Below are 12,671 nucleotides of genomic sequence, written 5' to 3'. Positions count from 1 at the left end.
TTAAATTTTACTTTGACACACGAAATTACTTCTCGGAATAGCTGTTTCTTTAATTTTGTTGAAACCGCCTTCGATCTCAGTGAAATTTCGGATTCCGCGCGAATTCAAAATGCTGGCCGCAATCATGCTGCGGTAGCCGCCGGCACAGTGCACGAAGAAATGTTCGTTGTTATCAAGCGTTGTTACCCATTCGTTGATGTCGGCGAGCGGTCTGCGGTAGGCGTCGTTCACATGTTCCGCTTCGTATTCCGTTTCTTTTCGAACATCGATTATTTTTGAATTTTCGGTATATTGATCTGCAAATTCACCGGCAGAAATCCGGTTGATTTTATCGACCTCTTTCCCCGAATTTCTCCAGCTTTCGAAACCGCCATCTAAAAAACCGATCACGTTATCAAAGCCTACGCGCGAAAGCCTGGTGATAACTTCCTCTTCGGTGCCAACGTCGGCCACCAATAAAATCGGCTGCTGAACATCAACAATCATGGCCCCAACCCAGGGTGCGAAATCACCTTTTAAACCAATATTGATGGCGTTGGGAATAAATCCCTGATGAAAAACGGCCGCATCCCGCGTGTCCAGAATCAGTGCGCCTGTGTTTTCGGCAACGCTTTCAAAATCTTCCACAGAAACGGGTTTATTCCCTTTTTCCATTACCTCATCAAAACTTGCGACGCCGCCTTTGTTCATCGCTACATTCATCCCAAAATACTGCGGCGGCGCGGAAAGTCCGTCTAAAACCTCTCTTACAAAAGATGCTTTGTCCGGCTGATTCAGCGCATAATTCGTTTTCTTTTGATTCCCTAAGGTATCCACGGTTTCTTTCTGCATGTTTTTTCCACACGCAGAACCAGCGCCGTGCGCGGGATAAACGGTGATATCATCGGCAAGAGGGACTATTTTGGTTTGCAGGCTTTCATAAAGCAAGCCCGCGAGTTCTTCCTGCGTCATGTGCGCGGATTTCTGGGCCAAATCCGGGCGGCCTACATCTCCCAGAAACAAAGTGTCTCCGGAGAAAATGGCAGTTTCTTTGCCGTCTTCATCAATCAAAAGATAGGTTGAGCTTTCCATTGTATGACCGGGCGTGTGCAAAACTTTAATTTTAATTTTTCCAATCTCGAAGATTTGGTAATCTTCAGCGATGATGGCTTCAAACTCCGGTGCCGCGGTGGGTCCGTAAACAATCGGGGCGCCGGTTTTTTTCGACAGGTCCATATGACCTGACACGAAATCTGCATGAAAGTGGGTTTCGAAAATATATTTCAGTTTAACGCCATCTTTTTCAAGACGATCCGTGTAAGGTTTTGTTTCCCTCAGCGGATCGATAATGGCAGCCTCGTTTTCGGAGACGATGTAGTACGCACCCTGCGCCAGACATCCGGTGTATATTTGTTCTATCTTCATTGTCTTAGTTTTAAAAATTGGTCAAATTTCGGTATTTAATATTTCAAAACCCGAATCCCTCGATTTAAGATATCGATCTGGACCATTTGAAATTATCTGTATTCGTCGGAATTACCTTCTTTGCCGGATAATTTACCAGCTTTCCCTTCCTGCGTCATTTCCCACATATAATTGTCATTCGTGAAAATGGGATTTCCCGCGGAATTGCTGGTTTTTGCAGTAAGTTTCTGTTCTGCTTCGCCGCCTTTCTTAATTTTCACGGCGACCTCATCGCCCTCCGCGAAATAGGTCACCTGCAAGACTTCGCCTTTGCTGTTTTGCAACTGCTGCGGCTCCTGAACCTGACTGATCTCTGTAGGGACAATTCTGTTGGCATCCTCCGAAGCAGCGGAAACCGGTTCCGTTTTATTGCAGGAGCTTAGGAACAGCAACGCGAAAAGTGCAATAGATAAGTTTTTCATCATTTAAAATTTTGTTTTAAAGCATTAGTTTAAAAAAGCGAAATCGAACTTTAAGTGATCGATTCAATTTTAAAAGAATCTTTCCCGATTTTCATCTTATCACCCACAGCCTTGTCCTTAATCTCCTCGAAAATGGGCGCTTTTTCCGAAAAAGACATTACTTCCTTACCGTCCACTTCGAAAACAGGAACCGAAATTCCCACAAAAATGAAATTCTTATCTGTTTCAATTAAACTTCCGTTTTCAATGTTGGTATGTTGTGTTTTTGTTTCGCTTTGCACGAAATCCAGATCGCGTTGCGCCTGGGCCATCATCTTCTCGAAGCGCAATTGCATGTCTTTCGCCACGGTCTGATTCGAAAAGTCTTCCGGATCGTGCGTGCTTTCTTCGTCCAGGTCCGAGGCGGTTTTGTATCGGTCTACCGATTGCTGCAAGCTTTCGATCACTTTGTTTTGTTCTTCAATTATTTTATTGAGAATGTCTTTTCTGTTCATATTTTTATATTTGATAGCTAACAAATTTACTGAAAATTTACGGGAGTTTAATGGCTGATGATTTACATCAGGCGTACCAAATAATCCGCGTTACCACGTGAAATTTAGATTCAAAAAGAAATTTCTGCCGGGTCTTGGAATCTGATTCCAGTCCGAATACGTTGTGTAAAACCGATCGAAAAGATTTTCGGCACCCATCTTTGCAAGGATTCTGCTGCTCTCAATTTTGAAGAGATAGCCGACACTCGCATTAACCAGAACGTAAGCCGGAGTTTCAGATTCGCCGTAAATGGGTGCAAAATCTTTATGTTTTGTGTTTCCGAGGAGCGATACATCAGCGGAAAAATTATTTTTCTGCAGCCGCAAAGAAGTCTGGTAGCTGAACGGGCTCATGAAGGGAAGATTTTCTTTAAGGTTGTCCTGTCCGCGCGTATAAACCAGTTGGGTAGTCCATTTTAAAGGCTCCGCGATTTGTGCTTCGGTAGATAAACTCACATTAAAAACGTTCGCAAAATCGAGTGAAGTGTAACTTTTTACCCCATTTGCGCCGATCGTCATGGGCACAAGATTCTCCAGAATTTTTCCGACGATATAGTCCGAAATATGAAAATAAGAGCCAGAAATTTTTGCATTGAATTTTTCTTTTCTTAAGCCGATAAAAGCGTTGGCTTCCAGAGAAGATTCATTTTTTAGATGGGGATTTCCAATGTAATCGTATTTTTCGAAACTGTTGAACAGATAAAAACCATAAGCTTCGGAAACCGAGGGTGCGCGGTCGCCGTAACCTAAACCAAAACCCGCCTGCAAAGCATTTTTGCTGAATGCGTAATTCGCCGCAAAACTTTTTAAAACCCGTGTCTTTTCGGCCTTCATATCGGGATAAAAGATCTGCAAACTGTTTAGGCCAAATTCGCTTTCGACTTTATTCTGATGCATCGTTACAGAGGCGGACACCTTTAAACTCGAATTTTCATCCAAATTAATTTGATCCTCGAGGTAAGCGGCCTGAGCCAGCGTTCGCACATCCGGCCAGGTTAGCATGAACATGAGTTTTTCATTCGGATCTTCCGGATACATCGTCATTTCCGCGGATGATTTGTTGTAAAAGCCATTAATATTCGCCAAAAGATGATGTTTGCCGAGAACCGCTTTCAGGTGCGAATAATACCCATATGTTTTGCTCCAACCCGGCATATCCATGTGAATCGGCACATTGGGTCTTTTCGTGTCATCCATTCGGTGCATGATGGTGTTGTAATAAATTTTTGTTTCCCAGTTTTTCAGGTACTTACCTTCGGGCAGCATTTGAAATTTTAACGACGTAATTAAAGCTTCCGCAATAGAAACATCCATTGGCAACGCGGGATATCCCACATCATTGGCTTTGTCGTAGATAACCGCCGCTTCCACGAGTTTATTTTCGCCCAACTTCACACCGGTAATTCCGGAAATATTGATCTTTTGAAATTGGGAAAAGGGAATTTCGATATGCTCGCCGGCTTGATAATTTTCTGCGTCACGCGTCATGAAATTAACATCCGTATAAAATTTTTCGGTTTTAAAATTGGTTCCGGCGCCAAAAATCTTTTGGTTGTTCACGGTTTCGAAACCGCTGTTTACATTAAAGTTCCATTTTTTCTGTCCGAACGTCATTTTATTTCGCTTCAGATCGATGGAGCCGCCAATCGTATTTCCATGGCAGGCCCCTTCCTGCCCCGAACTGATGCTGGCTTCCATTAAATTTGAAACTTCGATGTAAGAAGTTATAGGATCCATTTTATCCGTACACGCACCGAAAATCCGCATGCCGTCGATGCTGACCAGAGTTCTTTCCGTGGGCAAACCGTTGATGAGCGGCTCCCACGCATAAGCGCCACGTTTGATCATATCGACCTTCGCGGATTTCTGCAGATATTCATCAATTGAACCCAAAGGTTTATTTTCCTGGGTTGATATTTTGGTTGTTCCGATAACAATAACTTCGGGAATATGTTGCAGCTGGAGGGAATCCTGTGCATTTCGCTGCGCAGAAATGTTCGAAAACAAAAGCAGTAGAAAGCTGATAAGAATGATTCTTTTCATTTTTGAATTTTTTTTGAATGAGATACTCCGATTTCCTTTCAGAAACTGAAAGGCAAAAGCATCCGTTAAAGAGAGAGAAAATTCAGGCGAAGTCATTTTTCAATAATTTAGCCTGAACTTGAAATGTTAAAAGTCGAGTTCGAAAAACAGACTGCCCGCAGTATTAGCCGGCGTAATTTCTTCACCACCTACAATGCTTCCCGCGGGATTTGCGAGCTGCAGGTTGATCTTCCAGTAGCCCGTCATGGTTAACGAAAGTTTACCGTTGTATAATTTTCCTGGCGCCGTTTGCGTGGGGTTAACGTTATTGGGCGAACTGTGATTTCCCATTCCCGGCATTCTCGGATCAATTTTTACAGTGTAACCGTCTGCGACAGGGAAATTCATCATATCCTGCATTTTCCAAACACCTAAAACCATATCGTTGATGGCAACTTTGGGCGATTTCGGTTCAATGTACGCCACTACATATTTAATATTATCGGAGCCCAGGAAAGAGTTGACGGTTTTTTTAGTTTCAACGGGAACGTCAAGCGCAGTTGTTGCAGAGTAGGAAGTTCCGGCAATCGAATAATCTATTTTCAGATCCCAATATTCAGTGGCGTTGCCGGGCATTTGAAAAACAATATATCCGCCATAAAGACTGCCGTCAGTCGCCAGTTTTTCCACCGCGGATTTCGGGCAGGAATGCGCCATCATTTCCATGTGCATAAGCGGAGTCCAGGAAATTGTCGCATTTTTTTCATATTGATTAGTCGCTTTATTTTTGATTCTCAGCTGAAGATCATTATATCCGAGAGCAATCGTGCCCGATTTGGAAAAAAGCTCGATAACATGCGTATCATTCGTGATTTCTTTAATTTTTATTAAGCCTTCCATTTCGGTATTCGGGTTGGTTGGAAGAGTTGAATCGTCGGAATCTGAAGTTCTGCAGGACACGACGAATAAGGCCATTGCCAAAAAGGCAAGAAGATTTTTTAGGGAAAATTTCATTGTTTTTAATTTAATTGATTGTGGGGAAAAAAAATTCCAGCTACAGAAAAACGATGGTGCGGTCTTCCCATTCAAATAAAAGGAAGATTTCATCTGCAAAAAATCAAATTAAATTTGGGGTGGATGCGGCAGAACGGCTACCGAAACTTCAGAAAAATTTAAGTCCAGATATTTAAAATTATCTTCATTAAACGCAAAACTTTCATTTTTCTTAAACAAAATTTCTACGGGTTTCGTGGGCAAAATATTAAATTCAAAAGAATATTTCACAAGAGTGAAAGGATTTGAAGATTTCTCGCTTTCCTTTTTCATCTGGCATTTACCGTGGCAGTCTAGATCGGGTTTTGCTTTGTTGATGCAATGGATTTCGTAAAAGCTGCGGTTAATCTGGTAATCAATCATAAAAAGCGAGTTCTGAAAACTTGCTCCAAAAATAATGGTGGATAATATGATAGAAAATAAAATCTTCATTTGATTGTTCAAAATTAAGACAATCCCGTCTTATTCGAAAATGACTTTCATCACCCTTTTAAAAATTAATTTTTACCTATAAATTAAAGGTGTGGCAATATTTTTTACCTTTAACGCCTCAAAACACTCTTTACTATGCCAGATAAAGCGAAATTTATTCAGGAACTTTCTGCAAGATATACCCCAAAAGGCGATTTTATTACGCTCGGCAAAGGAATGTTCGGCGCAGAAGTGGTAACGGAAGTAGACGTTACAATTCCACTAAAAACCCTGAACCGCCACGGATTGATCGCAGGTGCCACGGGAACGGGCAAGACAAAGACGCTGCAGGTTTTTGCAGAGCAGTTGTCTCACAAAGGAATTCCGTCGCTGGTGCTGGACATTAAAGGCGATTTTTCCGGAATTGCCGAACCCGGCGCTCAAAATCCCATCATCACCGAACGTTACGCAAAAACAAAATTTCCCTATGAGGCGCAGGCTTTTCCCGTGGAACTTATGACGATCTCCGGCGAAAAAGGCGTAAAACTAAGAGCTACGGTAACCGAATTCGGGCCCTTGCTTTTATCCAAAATTTTAGATCTGAATGATACGCAGCAAAGCATCATGTCGATCGTTTTTAAATATTGCGACGACAAAGGTTTACCGCTGATCGATCTGGACGATCTGAAAAAAGTACTGCAGTACGTAACCGATAATCCGCAGGGTAAAGCAGAGTTGAGCAACAATTACGGCTCCATTTCTACCGCTTCTTTGGGCGCAATTTTGCGCTCCATTGTCGCGCTGGAACAACAGGGAGCCACGTCTTTTTTTGGCGAACCAAGTTTTGATGTGAAAGATTTGTTAATGCAGCGGGATGGAAAAGGCGTCGTCAATATTTTGCGCGTTGCCGATATTCAAAGCAAACCGCAACTGTTTTCGACGTTTATGCTTTCTCTTTTTGCCGAAATTTACATGACCTTTCCTGAAGAAGGCGATTCGGGTAAACCAAAACTGGTTTTGTTTATCGACGAGGCACATTTAATTTTTAATGAAGCCAGCAAAACTTTACTCAGCCAGATCGAAACAATGGTGAAACTTATCCGTTCCAAAGGTGTGGGAATTTATTTCGTCACCCAGATTCCGGGCGATATTCCGGAGAATGTGCTCTCGCAGTTGGGTCTAAAAATTCAGCACGCGCTGCGTGGATTTACGGCGAAAGACCGCAAAGAAATTTCGAAAGCCGTTGAAAATTATCCGGTGACGGACTATTATAAAGCCACCGAACTCATTCAAAACATGGGTATTGGCGAGGCATTCATCACTGCGCTGGACGAAAAAGGAATTCCGACGCCGTTGGTTCAAACCTACCTGCTCTCGCCCGAATCCAGAATGGATATTCTTAACGACGCGGAAGTTGCGGATTTAACAGGTCGCTCTGCGCTGGTTGCGAAATACGAAAATCCTGTAAATAAAGATTCAGCCTACGAAATGCTGACGACTCGCATGGAGCAGGCCGTGCAGAAAGCCGCCCCCACGCAGAAAACACGCACCGTAAAAGAAGAACCCGGCGTCTTCGAATCTGTAATGAAATCCCGCGCCGGCAGAACCTTCACAACGACATTGGCGCGCGAGGGTGCAAAATTTGTATTAGGAATGCTCGGTCTCGGTGGAAGAAAATAAATTTTTGTGCACCCGCAGGTCACTTAATGAGAGAATTAGAAAAAATGTATTCAATAATTGATATAGAAAGTAACGGAGCCGGTTTCAGGAAGGAAAGTATCATTGAAATTGCAATATATAAATATGATGGTCACGGGATTGTGGATCAGTTCATTTCTTTGGTGAACCCCGAAAGCGAGATCACCCCTTTTGTTCAAAAATTAACTAAAATTTCGCCAAAAATGGTGAGAACGGCGCCGCGCTTTCATGAAGTGGCAAAACGCGTCGTTGAGATTACGGAAAACACAACCCTTGTCGGACATAATATTGAATTCGATTATCGCATGCTTCGCCAGGAATTTAAAAGGCTCGGTTACGAATTCAAAATCAACACAATCGACACCATTCCGTTGGCCAAAAAACTTATTCCCGAAGCGGAAAGTTATTCTTTAGGCAAACTCGTGAAATCTTTAGGAATTCCCTTGATCGATCAGCACCGGGCTTCGGGAGATGCGAGAGCCACGCTGGAACTTTTCAAACTTTTGATGGTAAAGGACAAAGATTCCGAAATCATCCAACAACATCATGAAGAAATTAACGCGAAAACATATCTGAACAAAGTAAAACATCTCACGCAGGATTTGCCTTTCGAAAGAGGCATCATCTATTTTCAAAACGCGGAGGGCAAAATTATTTTCTTTGATTTTGTGGATGATCTCAGCAAATTTGCAAAGATGATTTTCAACTCCAAGTCCAAACGGTGGAAGACCGTTCAGGAAGATGTGGAGCAAATTCATTACGATTTAACCGGAAACGATATTTTGGCGAAACTCATCATGCGAACAAAAGGCGTGCAGAAGCGCGATCACTTTCCGTATGGCTTATTCCATAAAAACGGAACTTATATCGCAGAAAAGATCAGTGATCAAAAAGACGAAAAGTCTCTGCTGAAATTTAAATCTTTCACGCAGGGTTTAAAGGCGGTCAGTTTCATTCGGATGCAAAAGCAATTTGAAGATGTTGAGGTATTGAAAAAAACAATCTCCCTGGGCGACCGAAATGAACTTTGGCTTTCTGAAGGACGTACGCTGGGTGAAAAATCATTTATCATTTTCGAAAAAGGAAAGCTAACGTCTTTTGGCTTTTACGAACTTTACAATCAAATAAATTCCTGGAAAAAACTATCGAAGCTGAAGATCGACCTTTCTTCCTGCCCTACAGAGTTGGAAAATGAGTTAAAACTCTCGCTTTTACGTAGTGATTTTGAAATTCAGGTCCTGCCGAAATAATTTTTCTGCAAAAATTTCTACATTTGCACATCGTTTTCAATCCTTCGTTATCCTGAAAACACATTTTCCCTGCTTTTTTTAATAATAATTTCCACTAATCCGTTTTAAAATGACCAATAAAGATCTCCTGAAAATAGCCGAGCAATATGGCACTCCAACCTACGTTTACAATGCGGAATCCATTAAAAATCAGTACGAAAAACTTACTTCCTCTTTTCATAAAAGCACTCGTTTTTTCTATGCCTGCAAGGCGCTCTCGAACATTAATATTTTAAAATTTGTGAACCGTTTGGGCGGAAGTTTAGACTGCGTTTCCATTAACGAAGTGAAGTTAGGCCTGAAAGCCGGTTTCGAGCCGAAAAGAATTCTCTTTACGCCCAACTGTGTAGATTTGACGGAAATTGAAGAAGCCATGTCGCTAAAAGTGCACATCAACATCGATAATATCTCGATTTTGGAGCAGTTTGGGAATAAATACGGGCACGCCTATCCTATTTTCGTTCGAATTAATCCGCACATTTATGCGGGCGGAAATCATAAAATTTCTACAGGACATATCGATTCTAAATTTGGAATTTCCATCCACCAAATGCGCCACATCGAACGCGTGATGAAAACCACAAACCTCAACGTAGAAGGACTTCACATGCACACGGGAAGCGAAATTAAAGATCCGGACGTTTTTCTTCAGGGTCTCGAAATTATGTTTGAACTGGCCGAACATTTTCCAAACCTGAAATATCTGGACATGGGAAGCGGCTTTAAAGTTCCGTATCAGGATGGCGATTTGGAAACGGATGTGAAAGTTTTGGGTAAAAAAGTAGAAAAAGCGATCGCTGAATTTTCCAAAGAGTCCGGCAAAAAATTTGAGCTCTGGTTCGAGCCGGGAAAATTTCTGGTGAGCGAAAGCGGGCATTTTCTTGTGAAAACCAATGTCATCAAACAAACTACGGCGACGGTGTTTGCCGGCATCAACTCAGGTTTTAACCATTTAATCCGCCCGATGTTTTACGATTCCTATCATATTATCGAAAATCTTTCGAACCCAAAAGGCAACGAGAGAATTTACACCGTAGTCGGAAATATCTGCGAAACCGATACTTTTGCGTGGGACAGAAAACTGAATGAAGTTCGCGAAGGCGACATTTTGGTCTTTAGAAATGCCGGCGCGTACGGTTTTGAAATGAGTTCCAATTTTAATTCTAGATTAAAGCCTGCCGAAGTTTTATTTTTGGACGGTAAGGCGCACCTCATCCGCAGACGCGATGAGTTTGAAGATCTGCTGAGAAACCAGATTGAAGTGATTTAATTTTCTTTCGACATATGTTATTTGGGTTAAAAATGCTAACTTTAATTAAAACTGCATTTTGCGCAAAAATTAAGGACTAGCGTGATCTCAGATTTCAAATGTCTTTAAGTTTAGACGATCGCTAAATTCAATAGCCGGATGAAAAAAATAATCTTTGTGGTGCTGATTTTCCCCTTCCTGCCTGCTGCACAAATTTTGCCGCAGTTTCCCTCCAATCAATCACCGTACGAAGGCGGTTACGGGGCGTACTACACCGATTTTAAAGACATTATTGCGCAGGAAAATTTACAGCCTTGTGCCAATAAAATGGAGTTTTACCAGTTTTCTGTTCTCATAAATGCCGATGCGTCCATCAACTTTATCAAAGACCAAAACCAGGATTATTTCGCTGCCAATAAGTGCGCCTCAGATCTGGCCAGAAGCGTTGCGAAGCATCAAACAAAGTGGAAGCCTGCCGTAGTTGACGGCGAAAAGACACCTGCTCTTGCGACTTTTTTAATTTTTCCCGCCGATTATTTTCAGGACAAAGCAGATTATTCGCCTGTAATAACCTATCCAAAATACGATTATCTCGAAATCAATCACATGGAGGCTTTTAGAAAACAGCTCATCGCCAATTTCAATTTAAAAAGGTTTGCGTGGAATGATGTTTTTACGGTGGAGGCAGAATTCATTATTTCCAAAGAGGGAAAAATGAAAGATATAGTGCTGACGAAAAAAACCGGTATAGAAGAGTTTGACCGCATGATCTATTTTGCATTCAAAGACATGAGAAAAAAATGGAAACCCGCGACCATCAACGGAAATCCTGTAGATTATCGGTATAAATATCATTTGTCGGCCTTAACGGATCCCGAATAGTTTCACCTTCAAAATTAATCTTCCCGAAAAGCGCTGATTTTTTCTTTGAAGGGAGCATCTGTTCAACAAGCTGCAATGTTTTCAGCAGATGGAAGGTGCAGACCGCCGCTTGCATTTCCACCGCCAAAATCTGCCATTCTGGCATCAAAAATTTGTATCTTTGCACCTGAACTTTCAAAATTGAAGAGATCATTTCTTAAATTTGAATCCTAAAACCGAAGTCCGTGCAAGAAAAATATATAGACGAAACCAAACAGGGCGAAGCATTCGCCGTTGCAGAAAGACCCGACAATTCTAAAAAACTTTTTTTGGAAAGTTACGGGTGTCAGATGAACTTTTCCGATTCGGAAATCGTTGCTTCTATTCTTAACGAGCAGGGTTACAATACTACCGCCAATGTTGAAGAGGCCGATTTAATTTTGCTAAACACGTGTTCTATTCGCGAAAAAGCGGAACAGACCGTGAGAATGCGGCTGTCTCAGTTCAAAAATTTAAAGAAAGAAAAACCGACTTTAACGGTGGGCGTTTTGGGCTGTATGGCCGAACGTTTAAAAACCAAATTCCTGGAGGAAGAACAACTGGTCGATTTGGTAGTGGGCCCCGATGCTTACCGGGATTTGCCTAATTTATTAAAAGAAACCGATGACGGCAGAGATGCCATTAACGTTATTCTGTCTAAAGAAGAAACCTATGCCGACATCAATCCGGTGCGTCTGGGCGGCAATGGCGTTACGGCTTTTGTAACCATTACACGCGGCTGCGATAATATGTGCACGTTTTGCGTAGTTCCGTTTACGCGAGGACGCGAAAGAAGCCGCGATCCGCACTCAATTATCGAAGAATGCAAAAATTTATGGGATGGTGGGTATAAAGAAATTACCCTCCTCGGCCAAAACGTTGATTCCTATCTATGGTACGGCGGTGGCCCGAAAAAAGATTTTAAAAATGCTACGGAAATGCAGCAATTAACAGCCGTTAAATTTTCGCAATTGCTTGATATGGTTGCGACTGCAGTTCCCAAAATGCGCATCCGGTTTTCCACCAGTAATCCGCACGAAATGACGGAAGAAGTTTTCCGAATGATCGCAAAACACGATAATATCTGCAAGTATGTACACCTTCCCGTTCAAAGTGGCAGCGACAGAATTCTTCAACTGATGAACCGTCAGCATACAAGACAGGAATATCTGGACCTTATTAGAAAAGGAAAAGAAATTGTGCCCGAAATTTCATTTTCGCAGGATATGATCATTGGATTTTGTACGGAAACCGAAGAAGATCACCAATTGACGATGTCGTTGATGCGCGAAGTGGAATACGATTACGGTTATATGTTTTCCTATTCCGAAAGACCCGGAACACCGGCTCATAAAAAAATGGAAGATGATATTCCGGCAGACATCAAACAAAGAAGGCTGGCGGAGGTTATCGCTTTACAGGGCGAACTTTCGCGAAAAAGAATGCAGGGTTACGTGGGCAGAAACCACGAAGTTCTTATCGAAGGAACATCCAGAAAGAATGAAAGTCAGTGGAAAGGAAGAAATTCGCAGAACGCGGTTTGCGTTTTCGAAAAACTGGAAGGCCAGAAATTAGGAGACATTGTGACTGTTTTTGTGTACGACAATACGCAGGGAACACTTTTAGGGACAACCGTAGCTTAGAATTTAGT

At 42.1% G+C, this 12,671-nt stretch carries 11 protein-coding genes; 5 read left to right on the top strand and 6 right to left on the bottom strand.

All coding sequences use genetic code 11. The features are described 5' to 3' along the window. The 6 genes from L0B70_RS06290 to L0B70_RS06265 form a co-directional block, all read right to left on the bottom strand. A complete protein-coding gene (locus tag L0B70_RS06290) occupies nt 1-1,404 on the bottom strand; it encodes a rhodanese-like domain-containing protein (protein WP_235143430.1) in 1,404 nt (467 codons plus the stop codon). Nucleotides 1,405-1,496: 92 nt separating this feature from the next. Next, complete coding sequence (locus L0B70_RS06285) at nt 1,497-1,868, bottom strand: hypothetical protein (RefSeq protein WP_235143429.1); 372 nt, start codon at nt 1,866-1,868, stop codon at nt 1,497-1,499. 47 nt (nt 1,869-1,915) lie between these two features. Next, nucleotides 1,916-2,359 (bottom strand): hypothetical protein, encoded by a 444-nt coding sequence (locus L0B70_RS06280; RefSeq protein ID WP_235143428.1) that lies wholly within the window; start codon nt 2,357-2,359, stop codon nt 1,916-1,918. 90 nt (nt 2,360-2,449) lie between these two features. Continuing rightward, on the bottom strand, nt 2,450-4,441 hold the full coding sequence (locus tag L0B70_RS06275) for a TonB-dependent siderophore receptor (protein WP_235143427.1): 1,992 nt from the start codon (nt 4,439-4,441) through the stop codon (nt 2,450-2,452). A 126-nt stretch (nt 4,442-4,567) separates the two neighbouring features. Further along, nucleotides 4,568-5,434, bottom strand: coding sequence for a hypothetical protein (locus tag L0B70_RS06270; RefSeq protein WP_235143426.1), 867 nt, complete (start codon nt 5,432-5,434; stop codon nt 4,568-4,570). Nucleotides 5,435-5,542: 108 nt separating this feature from the next. Then, nucleotides 5,543-5,905: a hypothetical protein gene (locus L0B70_RS06265; protein ID WP_235143425.1), complete on the bottom strand. Its 363-nt coding sequence runs from the start codon at nt 5,903-5,905 to the stop codon at nt 5,543-5,545. Between the two features lie 135 nt (nt 5,906-6,040). Here L0B70_RS06265 and L0B70_RS06260 point away from each other — a divergent pair, with 135 nt between their 5' ends. The 5 genes from L0B70_RS06260 (at nt 6,041) to miaB (ending at nt 12,663) form a co-directional block, all read left to right on the top strand. Next, complete coding sequence (locus L0B70_RS06260; protein WP_235143424.1) at nt 6,041-7,564, top strand: helicase HerA-like domain-containing protein; 1,524 nt, start codon at nt 6,041-6,043, stop codon at nt 7,562-7,564. A gap of 44 nt (nt 7,565-7,608) precedes the next feature. Next, complete coding sequence (locus L0B70_RS06255; protein ID WP_235143423.1) at nt 7,609-8,832, top strand: PolC-type DNA polymerase III; 1,224 nt, start codon at nt 7,609-7,611, stop codon at nt 8,830-8,832. Between the two features lie 109 nt (nt 8,833-8,941). Then, nucleotides 8,942-10,141: a diaminopimelate decarboxylase gene (lysA, locus tag L0B70_RS06250; RefSeq protein ID WP_235143422.1), complete on the top strand. Its 1,200-nt coding sequence runs from the start codon at nt 8,942-8,944 to the stop codon at nt 10,139-10,141. Between the two features lie 138 nt (nt 10,142-10,279). After that, nucleotides 10,280-11,002 (top strand): energy transducer TonB, encoded by a 723-nt coding sequence (locus L0B70_RS06245; RefSeq protein WP_235143421.1) that lies wholly within the window; start codon nt 10,280-10,282, stop codon nt 11,000-11,002. Nucleotides 11,003-11,226: 224 nt separating this feature from the next. After that, entirely contained in the window at nt 11,227-12,663 is a 1,437-nt protein-coding gene (gene miaB, locus L0B70_RS06240) for a tRNA (N6-isopentenyl adenosine(37)-C2)-methylthiotransferase MiaB (protein ID WP_235143420.1), read from the top strand. Nucleotides 12,664-12,671 lie beyond the last annotated feature (8 nt).

This window comes from Kaistella sp. 97-N-M2, assembly GCF_021513235.1.
In the GTDB taxonomy this organism is placed as follows: domain Bacteria; phylum Bacteroidota; class Bacteroidia; order Flavobacteriales; family Weeksellaceae; genus Kaistella.
The sequence above is the reverse complement of the archived record's forward strand: the minus strand, read 5'-3'. Positions and strand labels throughout refer to the sequence as shown.